Here is a 17,226-nt window from a genome sequence, read left to right as displayed (position 1 = left end):
TTGTCAGGGGGAGTCATTGGATAGTCCAAACAGGGCTAATCAATGGCTTCCCCTGAAGCATTTCTTCTTAATTAAACAGAACCGTCCCGGCGCTTACTATCTATTATCCACTTTTTCCGGATAGAGATCATGTTGCATAAGCCGCTTGTTTGCCATTTCTTCGAACATCGTACCTGGCTTTCCATAGTTGCAATAAGGGTCGATGGATAAGCCGCCACGAGGGGTAAACTTCGCCCAAACTTCAATATATCGAGGATCCATCAATTTGACTAAGTCCTTCATCATGATATTGACACAGTCTTCATGGTAGGCCCCATGATTCCTGAAGCTGAACAAGTATAATTTCAATGATTTGCTTTCTACCATTCTCACATCCGGAATATAAGAAATATAAATGGCTGCAAAATCCGGCTGGCCAGTCATTGGGCATAAACTCGTGAATTCCGGGGCATTGAATTTTACAAAGTAATTATTTTCCTGATGCTGATTTTCAAAAGTCTCCAGCACATCAGGGCTGTATTCATAATGATAGTCTGTATGCTGATTACCTAACAACGTAAGGTCTTTTGTATCGCTTTTTGTCATAGCTGATTTTCCTCCTTATGATATCCTGTTTATCTTGCTGTCTTTATTGACTGTGTATTTGCATGTATATGATCAGTGATATTCGGCTCATATATGCCTAATTTGATAACGAAATGCCTGATTCCTCCTGCTACTATCAGCTGCATGAGTGCTTTTGCCACCCATTGCCCTGCTATGGCATATGGTACTAACTCCCATGGAACGTAGCCAAGCCCTAAAGGACCGATTCCGATGATGACGAAGACAGACGAATCAAGCAAGCCAGCAACCACTCCTGAATACATCACGCGCTTTACAAAAGGGATTTGGAATCGTGTATATATTTCTGTATCTGCCGTTTCGGAAATGATGAAACTTAACGTGGAGGCAAATACGACCCATAATGCGTCACCCAGCAGATGACTGGTAATGGCTGACAATGCCAGCGCCGCCACAATCCACATATATGTTTTTAAACGGCCATACCTATTTTGGACCATATCACGCATGACCAGCGTCAGACCAATGAATAATGTGCCATAAGGGATGATGAACAACCCAATGTTAAGCGGGGCGAATTTCGCTGTAATCACATTCGCAAGTATAATAGACAATAAATATATGAGCACTCTATACATGTTGATATCCTCCCGCCAAATAGGCTTTTAAACCTTGCTGTCTTAATTTGCAGGAAGGACATTCACCGCATCCGTCTCCGATTATGCCATTATAGCAGGTAGTGGTATGCTCCCTGACATATTCCAACCTTCCCATTTGATCTGCCATTTCCCATGTTTCCGCTTTGTTTTTCAGCATTAGCGGTGTATGAATCTTTAAATCAGCATCCATAGCCAGATTCAGTGTTCTGTTCAATGACTGGATGAAATCATTGCGGCAATCCGGGTATCCGCTGAAATCTGTCTCACTTACACCGGTGATGATGTGCTGTGCACCAGCCTGCTGTGCATAAATGGCGGCAAACGAAAGAAAAATATGGTTTCTTCCCGGTACAAATGTATTTGGCACCTTCCCGCTCTCATCAATGTCCATGTCTTTTCTAGTCATGGCATTTTCGGTCAGCTGATTGATTAATTGCATATCGAGTACTTTGTGTTTTACGCCTAAATCCCCCGCAATCTTTTTCGCTGAATCCAGTTCAGACACATTTCTTTGGCCATACAAAAAAGTGACGGCCTCAACTTCGTCAAACTCCTTCAATGCCCACAGAAGACACGTCGTTGAATCTTGACCGCCACTAAATACGACAACTGCTTTTCCCATATGTAATTCCTCCTAGTTTTGTTTATAGAGGGGATGGTTTCGAACCCTCTGTATAATAGTATAGGGCAAATCCCGGCGTTTTTTAAGAAGAAAATATAAATCAGTATCTATATTGCTGGATTTGAAGAAGGAGCTTCCATGTAAAGCCCCCGCCACTTGACATCAAATAGAAAAAAGAGTATAGTTACCCTTGTTAACAGTTAACTAAGGTAACTAAACAAAAGGGTGATGTTATGCAAGGCTTTATCCACCAATATTTACATCTCTATCGACCACTTACGAAAAAACTAAATGAATTGCTGGCTGCGTTTGGATTATCTTATTCTTTATGGCAGGTCATTTTTTATATTGAACAGAATGGATCATCACAGCTTGCATCCATCTCCGCTTACTACCATATTGAAAGACCATCGATTACAAGGGTGGTACAACGATTGGAAGAAAAACAGATCGTCGAACAAATACCAGGAAAAGACAAACGAGGAAAAAGCATCCGGCTTACCAAATTTGGGTTAGAGACATACCGTATCTGCCGGAAAAAGATTACAGAGCTGGAACACAGCATGCTAAGCGATGTACCTGAGGAAATGAAACAGAACGCTTTTGATTTGTTTCCTCAAATCCGCGAAAAACTGATCACTAGCGAGGAGGATAAACGTGAACCAAAGGTTATGGAATAAAGACTTCATTATCGTTTCGTTATCTAACTTATTTTTGTACTTTATATTCTATTTATTGATTTCAACCATCACTGTATTTGCCATCGATACATTCCATGCCAGTACGAGTGAAGCTGGATTTGCAGCAGGTGTCTTTGTCATTGGAATGCTTATCGCACGTATCTTTGCGGGAAAATATGTGGATAGTTTCGGTCCAAAAAAAATGTTGATCCTTGGATTAGTCCTGACAGGAATTACAACGTTTTTTTATTTTGCATCTGCAAATTTAACGATACTTTATATCATCCGGCTGCTGCACGGTGCTTCGTTAGGGATTGCAATTACTGCAACCGGAGCAGTTGTTGCAAGGATCGTACCCCCTGAAAAACACGGAGAAGGCATTGGTTATTATGCATTAAGTGTTCCCCTGGGTGCGGCGATTGGACCGCTTTTAGGCATGTCGATCACACAGCACGCATCCTTTCAAGTAAATATTATATTGTGTGCGCTTTTAGTCGTCGTCGGTTTGCTGTTTGCCATCTTTCTTAAAGTGCCGGAAGTAGACGTGACGGATGAGCAATTAAGCGAAATGAAAGGATTTAAAATGCGTAACTTCCTGGAACCAAAAGCATTTCCGGTTGCTATTATTGCTTTACTGATCGGTACCGGTTATGCAAGCATCATTTCATTTTTGAATTCCTATGCCATCGATATCAACCTAGTTGATATTGCCAGCTTCTTCTTTATTTTTTATGCTGCGGCAACGGTTGTTTCCCGGCCATTTGTCGGCCGCTGGTTTGACCAAAAAGGAGAAAATTTCGTCATGTACCCGGCATTCATATCGTTTGCGATTGGCTTAGTCATATTGAGCCAGGCACATATTGTCGGCTGGTTCATTTTATTGGCAGGTATTTTTGTCGGTCTTGGTTACGGTTCGTTTACATCAAGCGGGCAAGCCATCGCCGTCAAAGAATCGCCAGCCCACCGTACAGGATTGGCTACTTCCACATTCTATATATTCTTAGACGGTGGAGCCGGTATCGGTCCTACAGTGCTCGGGATATTCATCCCTGTTCTTGGCTTTAACGGACTGTATCTTGCCATGGCAGTCCTCGTTGCAGTCAGCGGTGTTCTTTACTATTTTCTGCATGGGCGGAAAAAGCATCATATGGCGCATGGGAGTGCCGCTTAAGGTAATAGGAGTAAAGAGGCAAAAAACATGTTTAAAAGAGTTCCAATCAAATGGTGATTGGAACTCTTTTTTGGCAATCCGGAAAGCATAATCCCTTCAGCATCAGTGCGGCCAAGGCATTCGTTAACCCATTGTGATGTGCCATTTTCTAAGTGAGCTGGTTTCTGCGGCGCGATGTAAAACCACCAAACTTTCTGCATTCTACTCCAAGATGCCGTGAAGGATTGTAGATTATAAAGAATTGTATGCGGATCAGCATCCCTTACCCCATGCACGTCCTAGTTACGCTTTTGTTTCTTTCTTGAAGAATCTTTCTTCTGTCTTCCAGTTTCCCTATTGGTTGTTCCTTGCCCTTCAACATCTGAAGAACCCATTCCAACACCGGCTTTTCTTTTGGCCATGATATCACCTCCAACTATAGTATTCCTAGAAACAGTGAAGGTATTTACGTTGTCTAGATCCGGTCAGCATTACCGAAGGGCGCTTTATTTGAATTGAATAGGACTAGCCTTCAAGTAGTTCATCCGTTTAAGAAAAGCTAGTGGAAGCAAAACGGACTGTAAGCATCATGTACAAGTTCATTTAAGAGCTATGTGATACATTCTTCTAAAAATAGCAGCATTAATTGCAAATTTCATAAAGAAGCGCAAAAAATTCGGAAGCGCCACTTTGTTGGCGCTTCCATTTCACTTACATTGTGCTATAATGATAACAACCTTCCCTGCCAGTCCCCCACATTGCCCGCAACAACTCCAACCTTTTTCAATACAAAAAATAAATAGAAAGAAGATGATAGGATTGAAAAGTAAATACTTTTATACGCATGAAAAAAACAAACTTCATGCGTATAAAAAGGAACGACCGCCTGAAATTAGAATATGGTCGCACCCATTCACTAAAGCAGTCGAACGACAGGCTATGCTGGAAAAATTACAGGTATGTTCCCAATTTGATATGCGCTACCGAGGTTTGTTTGAATTCTACAGCGATGATTTGGCAGCCTACAAGCGCAAAAAAGCTTCGGGAAAATATGCTACCGAATTCCTCCGCATCCTTGCTAAACACTTCACTGACAATCTGGAAGACAATTGTCCATCTTCATGGAAAGCATGTCAACCGCAATTCTGGGAAGAACTAATCCACTGCACATTCCCTCAACGAATGATTATTTCAACCAAACAAAAAGAAACAGAGAATTTTTTACGGCAGCTCAACCGGTTCGTTCAATGGCTCGACCAGAGCACGGGCACTAATTGGGGTAAGTTGGTTCAAAAATATGCAGATACTGCCAAACCAGAACTGATAACATGTGAACGCCTGCTGAACCGCCTCATTTCATGTGACTTCCCGACCATCCATCAAAAGAATTGGGATTTAAGAGAGGAATTGGTTGCAATCGAGACAGGATACAACCAATGCACAATAACCATTGACAGTATTTTTCAAGTAGATAAAGTATCCAACAACGTCGTTACTGTCACTAATCTGGATACTTCCTGGACCTATCAGCTGACCGAAATGCCAATCAGGATGATAAAACCGGGCATGCTGCTGCATGGCAATATTGGCAAAAAAAGCAGTGACATTTGTTGGACATGGTTTGTAACTAAAGGCGTCTACCCTGCTAAAGCAAAAAACTACATTGTATTTGTTGACTGACCATGGGGTAGCTTGTTCAGTCACCCTCCCATTAAAATATGAATAAGTAAGCACTCTAACAGCGTCAAAGATCTTAAGGCAATGACGATATCTGCTAAAAAATTTAAGGTATAACAGCTTAATGGGCTAAGACAAGACCAGCATCTGAACACGAACCGTACTCCTGTTATACCGGGTTAGTAAAACACCTCCACTAGCAGCAGGGCCACGGCCCCTAACAAAGTGGCATCATCTCCAAGGTGGGTCACGGCCACTTTCGTACTTTTTGCATTCTCCGTTAAAGCATGCGCGATGATCGTCTCCTGCACAGAAGGTAAAATGAATTTCTCTGCTTTCATTACGCCTCCACCGAGAATAATCATTTCCGGGTTAACGACATGGATCAAATTAGTAAGGCCCACCCCGATAATCCTTCCGGTTTCCTGAAAAACACGCAGCGCAGTTGTATCCCCCGCCTCTGCCAGACGAAATACATCTTCACCGGTTTCTATTGATTCATTATGTTCCAGCTTTAGGATACGCTTTACTATAGCCGGTCCGGTGATATATGCTTGCAAACACCCTTTATTACCACAGTCACAGACCTCTCCATTTATATCTATGGTCATATGGCCAACTTCACCAGCTAAATCCCTTGTGCCATGGTAGAGTTTTCCATCAATGACAATGCCGGCTCCAACCCCGCGTCCAATATTAATAGCCATGATATTTTTATATGAATCGTCATTACCAAACCACGATTCTCCGATAGCCATCGCCCTGGCGTCATTTTCAACTTTTACAGGGATATCAAAGTTTTTTTCCAATTCTTCTTTAATCGGGATATCCCGAAGTCCAAGATTTGGAGCGACCAGTGCAGTTCCTGTTTTCAGATCCACAGCGCCTTGCATGGCAATTCCTATTCCAAAGACTTTTTCAGTGTTGTCTACAGCTTCCAAGAGGGAAACGATGACGCTTTTTAACGTATGTAAAAATTGATCATTATTTTTAACATTGGATAATGACTGTGATTCGCGTGCTATGATTTTCCCCGATAAATTTGTAACGATGCCATCGATTGTTATAGGACCAGCATCAATACCAATGATATAAAATCGATCATGATTGATTAGCAGTGTCATAGGTTTTCTTCCACCGCTGGATGCTCCCAAAGAACTCTCCTGGACAATCCCTTCCTCTATTAGCTCTTTTACAATACTGCTTACCGTTGGGGGCGTAAGCTTAGTCAATTTTGCAATCGCAGCACGGGAAATTGTCTTGGAGGTGCGTATTTTATTTAGTATTATCGTTCTGTTTACTGTTTTCATCATTTGAAAAGTTCCACGTTCCATACTTCATCACCTTATCCATACTATAATCAATATATATTTTAATTGTCCATAAAAAACGCTTGACTAGTGAAGTGCCAGTCAAGCGTTTCTCTTAGCATGAATAATAGTCATCGAACTATTATTTGAGCGTTTGGATGCTTTTCTCCGAAAACTGTATTGGTGTAAATTTATCCGGTTTATGATTATCATCCGATCCAACAGGGTCCCAAGCCCATCCTACATTTTTATTTAAGGATTTTAGTTTTTCATACCTTGCAAATTGCAGATTCCATTCATCTCCATTTTGCGGAGGCAGGGAACGCCCGTTGGCCAGCCATTTCATCCCTGACCACGGAAAGGCGAGCTCAGCCGTCCAGCCCTTGTCAACTTTCGTATCATCATTTATAGTTCCATTGATGTGAACTGCTGTTTTCAAACCTGGGAAATCCCAATCTGTAAACGCCCATCTTGTCCCTCTGGGATGTGTCCCATTCCAAAAATGCTGTGGCACCCTATCATGGTTTCCGCCAAAAGAATACGCTTGTCGTTCATGTACATTAAACTCCGGGACGTCGTATTTACCACCAGGTTTATATGCATCTCTCCAAATAAAGAATACTTCATAAATGGTATTTAATGCATTTAATTCAAATTCATAATACGTGTCACCGCCATCGATGAAAATTTCAACATCATTCTCCTGAAAAATGATCCCATCCCGCTCAGAGATTTTTGCATCGACATAAGGTTCTTCCACCCAAAAGCCAATATAAAGGTATTCATCATCCCAAAGTACAGCCGAACGAGTATCATAAAGGGCAGGTTCACCATTTACAATATCGACAAAACGCGGTGATTTGGGAGCTAATTCCCAAATCTTTTTGTCTAAGCGGCCATCAATTTTCAATTTTTCATCCGTGCGATAGGCAATATATGTCATTCAAATTCCCCTTCTCATTTCTTTATTTGCTCGTTGCTTTCTGAACAGCTTCATGAAGCTGAAAGTCTTTTTCCAATGGAAAACAAGGCCTTGGGATATGTTTGAAATCAAGCTCTTCAATTAATTGATACGTAGCACCTGGCGTCAATGCTAAAATCTCAAGTGCTGCAAGCTTGCTTAACTCTGGGAACAGATACCCTTGTTTGACAAAAATAACATCGTACTCTTCAAGGTTCAGTCCTGCGGCGCTAAAGTGGCCAACAGTAATAAAGGATTCGCCGCTATTTGCCACCACGATATCAAGATCGCCGACTGAGATCGTACATACCTCGCCTACCTTATCCGTAGTCGCGCCCAAGTATCCCAATAAATCGCCTTTGGCCTTTAACACGCCTTTTACAAGATGGCTCTTACTGGATTCATCGTAATCGACACCTAAGTTGATGCTAACCTCATCTCCAATATCAGACTGATTGCATTGTTCAAACGCTTTTTCATCAAAAATAGCAGTCAGACATACCTTTTTGCCTTTTAAATTCTTTTTCAGCAATAATTCCAGCAGGATGGTGTTGATACCGACTGCGCCTCCTGTCGTGTTATCGCCTGAATCTGAAATGAACACCGGCTTTTTATCAAATGCCAAAGCCTTATCAATGGCCTCTTCCGGCTTCAGGGTAATGGCGTCAAACGTAAATGCATATCTTTTAGAGAAAACATATTCTGCAAGTTCTTCAGCCTTTGTCTTCGCTAAATCTGCATACTGCTCCGATTCAGGTATGACAAAAACGGAAGCCGATGAATCTACTGTATCGGCCCATGAAAAACCGATGAAAAATGATGCTGTCGAAATACCACCTATTGTTTCCAATTCCTCTAATTTGGCAAAAATGGATTTCATAGGCTCCGCGTTGCCAAGTGCTGTTTCTCCGCCTATGATCATCGGAACCCTTTGATAAGCCGGAATAATGTGCGTACCGTTATTTAGTGCATCTACTAATAAACGCGCTGTAATTGCTTCTGTTTCACCCTGATCCGTATGCGGCACTGTTCGATAAGCCCTCACAATGTTTACATATTTCTCCAACTCCACTGCGTTGTTGCCATGTATATCCAGTGCAAGTGAAATCGGAATGTCATAGCCGACAATCTCTCTCATTTCTTTCAACAGCTGCAATTCCCCCGAACCAATTCGTTCAACCGTCATAGCACCGTGAAGATGCAGCCAAATACCATCAATGTCTTTTTCGTTTTTCAATACCGCCAGCAATTTATCAGCAAAGTATCTATATGCGCTTTCTGTAACCATACCAGAGGATAAGCCAAAGGCATGGATGCTTGGTACTATTTCAAATCCAGCTTTTTTAAAAACGCTGGTGCTTTCTACTCTGTTCAACATCTCTTCTCCTTCAACAAGAACAAAATCTTTTTCGCTTGTTGAAAAAGGATTAAATGTGTTTGATTCATGATATAAACCGCCTACTACTACTTTCATGTCATCACCTCAGAAGAAAAAATTATATGTTTGACATATGTGACAAAAAATCTATTACCAAACTTTATCACTTATCCAAAAATTTAGCTTTCAAGATCCTCAATAATCTTGTGGTGGAATTTATCCAGCTTATAAAACAACAGCAATATCACTTGCAACGCTGTTATAATAATTGGAAAACCAAACGTTAGCATTTTCATCATGTCTTTTGCATTGTCTGTCACTGCAGCGGGGTCATAGCCGGCAAACCCTAAAGCAAACCCTACCAAAGAAGATCCTATAGCAACACCTACCTTTAGTGAAAAGCTATAACTGGATGTTAATAATCCTTCCAGCCGATTGCCGAACTTCCACTCATGGTAATCTATCGAATCTCCCAGCATTGTCAGATTAGCAGGATCACCGAACCCAACTAATATATTTGCCAGGAAAAATAAAGTGGAGAATAGAATTGTTGAATCGCTTCCAAGCAGGTATAGAACAATAAACAGTACGGTTGCTATGGCATACATGATCACACTGGAATTTCTGCTTCCCCATCTTTTTAGAACAAAGAAAGCTAAAACTGTCCCAAGCAGATTCGCAACATTGAGCAAGGTCAAATAAAACGGTATCATTCCGGGTTGTCCAAGGTAATACTTAATATAGTATATTAAAGCTGCATTCATCGTCCCTGATCGAAGAAACCACAATGTGGCACTAATCGAAACAAGACTCCAGCTTCTATTTTTCATCATATCTTTTACGGATTGACCTAAACTAACCAGCTTATCCGTGTTTTTGGGAACAACTCGCTCATGACAGCTCTTAAAGGTAACGAAGTACAAAACTGTAGCAACCACTGAATAAATACCCATCGTAATAGGAAACCCTATTTTCTCATCGCCATTGCCAAGTAAACTTGCCAGAGGTAATGTAGCCGCAGCAACAATGATCGTTGCAATCGTCCTGCCCATTCCCCTGTAACTATTGAGCTCCGCTTTCTCCCCTGAATCCCTGGTCATCCTCGGCATCAGCGATGCATAAGGCAAATTAATGGCAGTAAATGCCATTCCAAGCAGGGTGTAGGTTATATACGCGTAAACCAATTTCCCTCCTTCTGAAAAGCTTGGCGTAATAAAAGTCAGCACGCTGATAACAGCTAATGGAATAGGCAAATAAAGTAAATATGGTCTCGTTTTTCCATGCTTACTTTTTGTTTTATCAATAACAATTCCCATCAAGGGATCATTGATGGCATCCCATAACCGGGTAACAATAAACAATGTACCTGCAGCAGCAGCCGTTATCCCAAAAATATCCGTGTAAAAGAAAAGCAAGTAACTTGAAACCATGCCCCACACAAAATTCGAAGCAATATCACCAATGCCATAGCCTATTTTTTCCTTCGTGCTTATCTTACCTGTCACATTCGCACCCTGTACTTCTGTTTCCTTTAATGCATCGGCCAATACCAACGCCTCCCCCTGAAATGTTATCGAACCCGCTCTTCGTCTCTTTGATCACCGCTTTCATTACTTCAGTTTGATTTGATTCATCGTTAACCCGTTTCCACTAACTCAACTAATCAAAAAATTAAATCAGTAAACCGCTGCCAAAACTATTAATATACTCGGTACCGAATTGTCCATTTTCCGCTGTGTGCCGAACCGGTTACTTGGAAACGAATTCATTTGTTCATGCAAGTAAATGCACAACTAAATTAAATTAATTAACAAACTAAATATAATAGTTAATCCAAAGATTGTCAACAGTCCTGTTATGTTAAATTTTCGCTGGAATTTATTTTTATCTATCTTGGTAAGGTTGTCCACCAGCGTTCTTGGAAACGGCGTCGTTTGTTACGTTGATGCATTTAAAGCGATATGTTGCGTCATCTTTTTAACAAATCTACATTCCAGCTTTCAAGTTTAAAACCAATTTACAGAGATTTCCAAAAAGCGTTTGACAACGTTTATTTGAAAGTTTATAATTCACTATAATTTAATATATTACGTTTCATTCTTATCAAGAGAGGTGGAGGGACTGACCCTGTGAAGCCTCAGCAACCAGCAGACACTGCATGGTGCTAATTTCAGGGGATACACTGTATTCCGAAGATGAGAAAAATCGAAGCATGATTGAAACACATCATCCTTCTCTCATCTTATGGGAGGAGGTTTTTTATTGTAAAAAGAACAATAAGCAGGGATTTTTACATAAATAAAGTATTTTTATAGGAATAATATATTTTAAAACGGAGGAATAAATCATGACAACTTATGGTTTGTGGTTAATTTTATTCGCATGTCTCTATACATTTGGATTAATAGCAGCGGGACATGTTTCACGAAAAAAAGCCAATCGGCATACAGGGTTTTTCGTTGGCGGCCGAGCTTTCAATAAATGGATCGTCGCCTTTTGCATAACCGGTTTATTTTCAGGATCTACATTTATATCAATAGTCGAATTGTCCTATCTATCTGGCGTATCAGCAATTTGGTATGGAGTCGCGGAAACGACACAAATATTGATTATAGCTTTCTTGATCATTGGGCCATTCAGGGAAAAGTTGGTAGTCACCGTTTCCGGAATGATCGGAAACCGTTATGGCAGATCAGCGCTTGGTATTGGCGGTGCAATCACTGCCTTTGCTTTTCCGATGTGGTCTGTAGCTACTGCTATTGCATTTGCATCAGCCGTCCACGTATTCACTGGGGTTTCCCTGACAATATCCATCGCATTTACGGCGCTGCTTTTATATATTTATTTGCAAGCTGGCGGCATGTGGTCCATTGCGTTTACACAAACGATCAACATCTTCTTGTTCGCAGCTATGTTTGTGATAGGAATTGTTGCATTTCTGCTTAATCCTGGCATAGACGGCTTGCTTGCATATGCCACTTCCAATCCGGAAATGTTTCAATTTGGCAGCGTCGGAATTCAAATAATCGTCGCATGGTTTGGTACATTTTTGGTCAATGTGATACTGGCTCAGGCAGCATTTCAAATGGCTCTTTCCTGTAAGACACCAGAAGAGGGGCAAAAGGGATTGAAAATAGCATCCATTTTCGGCATCCCTTTCATTGTATTAGGTACATTGTTTGGAATCTCGGCTGCAATTGTTGTTCCAGGGTCCACACTTGGTTTGGTAGCGCTCCCGCAATACTTGATGGAGGTGTTGCCTGCACCCCTTGTCGGTTTATTTTTCCTCGGCGTTTGGGCTTGCGCCCTTGGATGGGGAGCACCGTGCCAATTTTCCGGTGCAACAAGTTTAGGCAAAGATGTAGGAAGCGCCCTTCATCCCACAGCCACCTCTGACCAACTCATCACATATACGAAAAGATCCTTACTGATACTCACCGTACTGATGATCGTCTTTGGCATGCTCAGGACAGAGCAATCTGCATGGTGGAATGTATTGGCCTGGACCATGAGGAATTCCGCGACATTCGCTCCAGTGGTTGCTGTATTGTTCTGGAAGCTTGCTACAAAAGGGGCCGTAGTCAGCTCTATGGTTACCGGGTTTTTATCTGGCATTGTGTGGTATCACCTTGGCGGATGGCTGCCGAATGAATTCTATTTAAATATCCACCCGGTCTGGATCGGGATGTCAGCCAATATCATCATCCTTGTCATCGTAACGTTCATACAAGAAAAAGGTAATATAAAAGTCAATTTGTTCTCAACAGGGGCAAAAAAGGGGTATTATGCATTCGCATTTAGTGTACTGTTGGTTCTTACACTTATCGCAGGATTTCACACGATTTATGATTTGGGATTACTTGGTATAACGCTGTTCACTATCATTATCAGCCTGTTCATAGCCATTATTATCTTGATACCGGAATCAAAAGCAGAGGAGCAGCCCGTGAGTCGGCAGATGTCGATGTGAAGTGAATGGAAGAAGAGGGCTATTAATAAGTAAGTTTTCTCCTGCTTCAGTTCGAAAGTGGAGCAGGAGATTCTAACAATAGACTGGCTTGACATGAGGGATTAGGCGCGCACTCCTTCTGGGATTTTCCCATGAAGGAAGGTGGTGCCATGGATACGTATAACGTATTAAGACTGATGATTTTTTTCGGCATGTTAATCGTGTTTATCGTGTCCCAAAATAAAAAATAATCCCTCCTGTGCGCTAGCCAGCTCGCGAGGAATTATTTCTCTTTCTAAGGCTGCGCCTTCCCCTTTCGTTTGGGTAGCACAATATAATATTTTTACAGGCTTTTTTATTTCCAAACAAAGCAATAAGATTAATAGCTTTGATAGATATATATTTTCAGTAGCACGGCACTTTAGTTATAACCGTTTGATTCAATCTTTTCCATCACTGAAGAGGCTGTCTCTTGAACCACTGCGTCCAAAGCTTCAATATTTTGCTTTCCTTGTGTTTGCAGCCATTCTCTTGCATCACCCTCGCCCAATTCAGAATAGATCTTTACGCCATCCTTCCAAGTGGCTCGACCGCATAAAACACCGTTAAAATTTGATCCCGCAGCATGTGCAAACCGTAACGTTTCTTGAAACATCTCTGCGCTCACTCCGGCGCTCAGGAAAATGAATGGTAAACCTGTTGTGTAGCTCTGTTCCTTAAAATATGCTTGCGCTTCTTGTTCGGAATACACTGCCTCCGCTCCGTGTCCCTCCACGTAATCCATGTTGACAGGGACTTCCACTTTCAATACATCCACTTCATATCGCGATTTAGAAAATTCCTTCATGGACCCGTTTACTTTATGCGGCTTCACCCTTGCATAAGCCTTACTCTTCGAATCTGCAATGTGTGCATCATACGTTACAATCTCCAGAAAAAACGGAATATCTTCCGCCCTACATTCCGCGCCGACGCGCTCGACAAAGGCGTGTTTTTGATCATTGATAGCTGCAGGCTCATCGATATCATAATAAAGAAGGAATTTGATAGCATCCGCCCCTTGTTCTTTTAACCGGCGAGCTGACCATATTGATAAAAGATCTGGTAGTCTGCCAGGCTTGGTCGTATCATAGCCCGTCTTTTCATATGCGAGGAGTAAACCGGCACTGGAAGACCGCTTTTCCGCTGCAGGCAGTCCATATTCGGGATCTAACAGAATAGAAGATGCATAAGGTGTAAGTTCTTCGGAAACAATACTTTTAAATGCTTCTATATCCTCTGTAGTAGCTTCCTCGCTCATCATTCTTTTTAATGCACCACGCTGGTCTATCGCTAGTGCACTGATAATCCCGTTTTCATTCATTATGTTTTTCAATGCCAATCTCTTTTTTTCGCTTACTGTTCTCATTTTATACTCCCCCTTTTAAGATACGCGTTCCTTAAACATTTGATATATTTCGTCTGGAGCCTGTGCTCGATGCAATTGATCAATAAATTCTTGATGAATTAAAAGCTTGGATACCTCTGACAAATATTTTAGATGACCATTACTTTGTCCTTTTGGGATGAACATAGCAATAACGATATTGGTCAGTTTCCCATCGAGGGCGTGCCACTCAACACTTTGATCCAGCTTCAATATGACGATACTGGCTTTACGAATGCTATCCAGCTCTGTATGGGGAATAGCTATGCCTTGCTCCATCCCTGTTGAACTTAATGCTTCTCTCTCTATAAATCCTTTGATAACAGCCTTTTTATCATCACTAATATAATTTTTCTTGGCGATCTCTGCCAATCTTTCAAAAACATCCCTTTGGCTATTTGCTTGCACGTTACAGAAAATGGTTTTTACATCGAGTACGGAAACAAGACTTTCGGATTCCTCCACAGTGGTCGAATCTACTCCATTCATCTCATTTGAAGACTCGTCTGTCACTTTATCTTTTGCAGCTATCCTTTTTTGGTCCGCGGCCATCAAAAGTCCACTGACTAGAGAACCAATAACGATCGCTAAAACCCAGAGGAAAGCATGTGTGACAATCGGCAACACTATGAACCCGCCATGCGGAGCAGGGACCTGCACTTTGAAGACATAAGTTAAAATGGCTGCAATAGAAGACCCCAGCATCAGTATCGGAATGACTTTCAGAGGTTTCTTAGCAGCAAACGGAATTGCCCCCTCTGTAATATGGGTGGAACCTAGCAGGAAGTTTACATATCCCGCACTGCGCTCACTATTGGAATACGCTTTACCCCCGAACATTACAGCAAATCCAGTTGCAAGCGGTGGAGCAATACACGCGGCAGATACACCTGCCATAAAGAAATAATCTCCTTGCGCCAACAATGCTGTACCAGTGACATAAGCAGCTTTATTGACTGGACCTCCCATATCGAATGCGCTCATGCAACCTACTATCAATCCTAATAAAATAGGATTTGAATCTTGTACACTTGTCAGAAATGACATCATACCTTTATTAATGGACTCCATTGGAGCGGAAAGAAACCACATGGCAAATCCGGCTATAAAGATTCCCAAAACAGGAAAGAGGAAAATTGCTTTCAATCCATCCAATTGCTTTGGTAAACCTTTCAGCAGCCGTGCTAAGCCAACCATAATATAACCGGCTAAAAATCCCCCAACGATTCCCCCTAAGAATCCTGTGCCATTCATATAGGCAATCATCCCAACAATGAACCCGATAATTAACCCTGGTCTTTTGGCAATAGACTCTGCAATATACGCACATAAAATCGGTACCATCAAATTCATGGAAATACCGCCGATTGTATTTAAATAATAGGCAAACTGGTTATATTCTGAGCTTTTTGGATCAGCAGAATTGATACCAAACATGAAGGAAATTGCTACCATCACACCACCTGCAACCACAAATGGAAGCATATGGGATACACCATTCATGAGAGATACATAGATACTATGCCAAATAGAACTATTTTTATTACTACCATGACCTGTTTGCTTTCTCTCCCTATCTTGGTGTTCTTTATATCTGGAAACATTTCCAGATAAGATTTGGTCTATGAGCTTGTCTGGTTCTTTAATTCCTTTACTAACAGAAACATTAATGACTGGTTTACCAATAAAACGGTCCGCATCCACATCTTTGTCGGCTGCAATAATCACACCATCAGCTGCTTCAATTTCTTCTTCGGCTAAAGAATTGTTTATCCCTTGCTGACCATGTGTCTCTACCTTGATAGTGACGCCCTTTCGTTTCGCAGCTTCTTCCAAAGCTTCTTGGGCCATGAAGGTGTGGGCAATGCCTGTAGGGCATCCTGTGGCCGCAACGATCCGATATGTTTTCATCTACATTACCACCCTTCTTAATTTAATCTGCTCTTTCAATTTCTGTAAATCACTTAAATCCGTTAGACCTGCTGAAAAAGCTGTTGATGATCCAGCAGCAGTCGCACAGATTAGTGCTTCCTCCAGGTTCTCCCCTTGTATCAGCTTTCCAACAAATACAGCAAGCATGGTATCACCCGCACAGGCTGTATTTACCACCTTCCCAATTGGAGCGGTCGTGAACAGAGATTCATTTTCATCCACATATAGTGCTCCTTTCTCTCCAAGAGATACCAACACTTTCCCCGCCCCTCTATCCATCAATTCTCGCGCGCCACCGATTAATTCTTTATCGGTTTTCAAGGCTGGAACCCCTAACAAATGGGCCAATTCCTCATCATTTGGTTTAATGAGGAACGGATGGTAAGGCAAGCAATTGATTAAGCTTTCTGAACTGATATCCCAAATTAGTTGAAACCCCTTTTGTTGGGATAATTTTGCAATATCAATAAAAACCTCATCCTTTATGCCTTTGGGCAAGCTCCCCGAAACAAATAGCATATCCTCCTCCGTTAAAGTTTGCAGTTTTTCAAGAAGTTTATTCTGTGCAGTTTCGCTAATTTCCGGCCCCTTATTTACTGCTTTATATTCAATCTCGCCTGATCGAATAAAGGTGTTTATTCTCGTTATGCCTTCTACATGAATAAAATCTACGGCAATAGATTTTTTGGCTAACTCTTGTTCAATAAAATCTCCGGTAAACCCACCTAGAAATCCTGTTGCAGTGCTTTCAATACCCATGGCTTTTAGAATAAATGATATATTAATTGCTTTCCCGTTCGCCTGATAGTCTTCTTGTCTACTACGGTTCACTATAAAAGGGGCAAATTGTTCAAATTCCGTAAAAAGGTCGATAGCTGGATTCATTGTGCATGTATAAATCATAGTGTTGTTCCCTTC

The 17,226-nt window shown here is 41.5% G+C and carries 15 protein-coding genes and 1 riboswitch; of the genes, 4 read left to right on the top strand and 11 right to left on the bottom strand.

Translation table 11 applies throughout. From position 1 onward, the window contains the following. Positions 1 to 96 precede the first annotated feature (96 nt). Genes queF through queC form a run of 3 tightly spaced genes read right to left on the bottom strand, consistent with a single transcriptional unit; the run spans position 97 to position 1,845 of the window. On the bottom strand, positions 97 to 585 hold the full coding sequence (gene queF / locus ACFSMW_RS07655; protein WP_390354473.1) for a preQ(1) synthase: 489 nt from the start codon (positions 583 to 585) through the stop codon (positions 97 to 99). Between the two features lie 29 nt (positions 586 to 614). Then, complete coding sequence (locus tag ACFSMW_RS07650) at positions 615 to 1,202, bottom strand: VUT family protein (RefSeq protein ID WP_390354472.1); 588 nt, start codon at positions 1,200 to 1,202, stop codon at positions 615 to 617. Next, entirely contained in the window at positions 1,195 to 1,845 is a 651-nt protein-coding gene (gene queC, locus ACFSMW_RS07645) for a 7-cyano-7-deazaguanine synthase QueC (RefSeq protein WP_390354470.1), read from the bottom strand. Before queC ends, ACFSMW_RS07650 begins: the two co-directional genes overlap by 8 nt. A 233-nt stretch (positions 1,846 to 2,078) precedes the next feature. Here queC and ACFSMW_RS07640 point away from each other — a divergent pair, with 233 nt between their 5' ends. Both ACFSMW_RS07640 and ACFSMW_RS07635 read left to right on the top strand, forming a co-directional pair. Continuing rightward, positions 2,079 to 2,525, top strand: a complete 447-nt coding sequence (locus ACFSMW_RS07640; RefSeq protein ID WP_390354468.1) for a MarR family winged helix-turn-helix transcriptional regulator — start codon at positions 2,079 to 2,081, stop codon at positions 2,523 to 2,525. After that, positions 2,503 to 3,696: an MFS transporter gene (locus ACFSMW_RS07635; protein ID WP_390354467.1), complete on the top strand. Its 1,194-nt coding sequence runs from the start codon at positions 2,503 to 2,505 to the stop codon at positions 3,694 to 3,696. The genes ACFSMW_RS07640 and ACFSMW_RS07635 overlap by 23 nt, the downstream gene beginning before the upstream one ends. A 278-nt stretch (positions 3,697 to 3,974) precedes the next feature. On the opposite strand, the gene ACFSMW_RS07630 is transcribed toward ACFSMW_RS07635, so the two are convergent. After that, the gene (locus ACFSMW_RS07630; protein WP_390354465.1) at positions 3,975 to 4,097 is read right to left on the bottom strand and encodes a YuzL family protein; all 123 of its coding nucleotides are present in this window, start codon (positions 4,095 to 4,097) and stop codon (positions 3,975 to 3,977) included. Between the two features lie 397 nt (positions 4,098 to 4,494). On the opposite strand from ACFSMW_RS07630, the gene ACFSMW_RS07625 reads away from it, so the two are divergent. Further along, positions 4,495 to 5,355: a hypothetical protein gene (locus ACFSMW_RS07625; RefSeq protein ID WP_390354464.1), complete on the top strand. Its 861-nt coding sequence runs from the start codon at positions 4,495 to 4,497 to the stop codon at positions 5,353 to 5,355. 176 nt (positions 5,356 to 5,531) lie between these two features. Here the strand turns inward: ACFSMW_RS07625 and ACFSMW_RS07620 are convergent, their stop codons facing one another. The 4 genes from ACFSMW_RS07620 to ACFSMW_RS07605 form a co-directional block, all read right to left on the bottom strand. Next, on the bottom strand, positions 5,532 to 6,686 hold the full coding sequence (locus ACFSMW_RS07620; RefSeq protein ID WP_390354463.1) for an ROK family transcriptional regulator: 1,155 nt from the start codon (positions 6,684 to 6,686) through the stop codon (positions 5,532 to 5,534). Between the two features lie 118 nt (positions 6,687 to 6,804). Continuing rightward, complete coding sequence (locus tag ACFSMW_RS07615; protein WP_390354461.1) at positions 6,805 to 7,605, bottom strand: carbohydrate-binding family 9-like protein; 801 nt, start codon at positions 7,603 to 7,605, stop codon at positions 6,805 to 6,807. A 22-nt stretch (positions 7,606 to 7,627) separates the two neighbouring features. Continuing rightward, positions 7,628 to 9,097 carry a M81 family metallopeptidase gene (locus ACFSMW_RS07610; RefSeq protein WP_390354460.1) on the bottom strand — a complete coding sequence of 490 codons (1,470 nt, stop codon included), beginning with the start codon at positions 9,095 to 9,097 and terminating at the stop codon, positions 7,628 to 7,630. Between the two features lie 83 nt (positions 9,098 to 9,180). Then, the gene (locus ACFSMW_RS07605; protein WP_390354459.1) at positions 9,181 to 10,548 is read right to left on the bottom strand and encodes an MFS transporter; all 1,368 of its coding nucleotides are present in this window, start codon (positions 10,546 to 10,548) and stop codon (positions 9,181 to 9,183) included. A gap of 550 nt (positions 10,549 to 11,098) precedes the next feature. Further along, positions 11,099 to 11,203: riboswitch (SAM riboswitch) on the top strand. 145 nt (positions 11,204 to 11,348) lie between these two features. Between ACFSMW_RS07605 and ACFSMW_RS07600 the strand changes: the two genes are divergently transcribed. Then, positions 11,349 to 12,971, top strand: coding sequence for a sodium:solute symporter family protein (locus tag ACFSMW_RS07600; protein ID WP_390354457.1), 1,623 nt, complete (start codon positions 11,349 to 11,351; stop codon positions 12,969 to 12,971). A 400-nt stretch (positions 12,972 to 13,371) separates the two neighbouring features. Here ACFSMW_RS07600 and lacD read toward each other — a convergent pair whose 3' ends face one another. The 3 genes from lacD to pfkB are packed head-to-tail and all read right to left on the bottom strand — an operon-like array spanning position 13,372 to position 17,211. Next, a complete protein-coding gene (lacD, locus tag ACFSMW_RS07595) occupies positions 13,372 to 14,358 on the bottom strand; it encodes a tagatose-bisphosphate aldolase (protein ID WP_390354455.1) in 987 nt (328 codons plus the stop codon). A 15-nt stretch (positions 14,359 to 14,373) separates the two neighbouring features. Beyond that, positions 14,374 to 16,287: a fructose-specific PTS transporter subunit EIIC gene (locus ACFSMW_RS07590; protein ID WP_390354454.1), complete on the bottom strand. Its 1,914-nt coding sequence runs from the start codon at positions 16,285 to 16,287 to the stop codon at positions 14,374 to 14,376. Then, on the bottom strand, positions 16,288 to 17,211 hold the full coding sequence (gene pfkB / locus ACFSMW_RS07585; protein WP_390354767.1) for a 1-phosphofructokinase: 924 nt from the start codon (positions 17,209 to 17,211) through the stop codon (positions 16,288 to 16,290). Between the last annotated feature and the right edge of the window lie 15 nt (positions 17,212 to 17,226).

Origin of the sequence: Tigheibacillus halophilus (genome assembly GCF_042683165.1) — a bacterium.
In the GTDB taxonomy this organism is placed as follows: Bacteria; Bacillota; Bacilli; order Bacillales; family Amphibacillaceae; genus Tigheibacillus; species Tigheibacillus halophilus.
The sequence above is the reverse complement of the archived record's forward strand: the minus strand, read 5'-3'. Positions and strand labels throughout refer to the sequence as shown.

Coding starts and splice junctions, on each gene's coding strand:
- ACFSMW_RS07600 (WP_390354457.1), top strand. CDS start 11,349: ATGACAACTTATGGTTTGTGGTTAATTTTATTCGCATGTCTCTATACA.
- ACFSMW_RS07590 (WP_390354454.1), bottom strand. CDS start 16,287: ATGAAAACATATCGGATCGTTGCGGCCACAGGATGCCCTACAGGCATT.
- queC (WP_390354470.1), bottom strand. CDS start 1,845: ATGGGAAAAGCAGTTGTCGTATTTAGTGGCGGTCAAGATTCAACGACG.
- lacD (WP_390354455.1), bottom strand. CDS start 14,358: ATGAGAACAGTAAGCGAAAAAAAGAGATTGGCATTGAAAAACATAATG.
- ACFSMW_RS07610 (WP_390354460.1), bottom strand. CDS start 9,097: ATGAAAGTAGTAGTAGGCGGTTTATATCATGAATCAAACACATTTAAT.
- ACFSMW_RS07615 (WP_390354461.1), bottom strand. CDS start 7,605: ATGACATATATTGCCTATCGCACGGATGAAAAATTGAAAATTGATGGC.
- ACFSMW_RS07620 (WP_390354463.1), bottom strand. CDS start 6,686: ATGGAACGTGGAACTTTTCAAATGATGAAAACAGTAAACAGAACGATA.
- ACFSMW_RS07630 (WP_390354465.1), bottom strand. CDS start 4,097: ATGGCCAAAAGAAAAGCCGGTGTTGGAATGGGTTCTTCAGATGTTGAA.
- pfkB (WP_390354767.1), bottom strand. CDS start 17,211: ATGATTTATACATGCACAATGAATCCAGCTATCGACCTTTTTACGGAA.
- ACFSMW_RS07640 (WP_390354468.1), top strand. CDS start 2,079: ATGCAAGGCTTTATCCACCAATATTTACATCTCTATCGACCACTTACG.
- ACFSMW_RS07650 (WP_390354472.1), bottom strand. CDS start 1,202: ATGTATAGAGTGCTCATATATTTATTGTCTATTATACTTGCGAATGTG.
- queF (WP_390354473.1), bottom strand. CDS start 585: ATGACAAAAAGCGATACAAAAGACCTTACGTTGTTAGGTAATCAGCAT.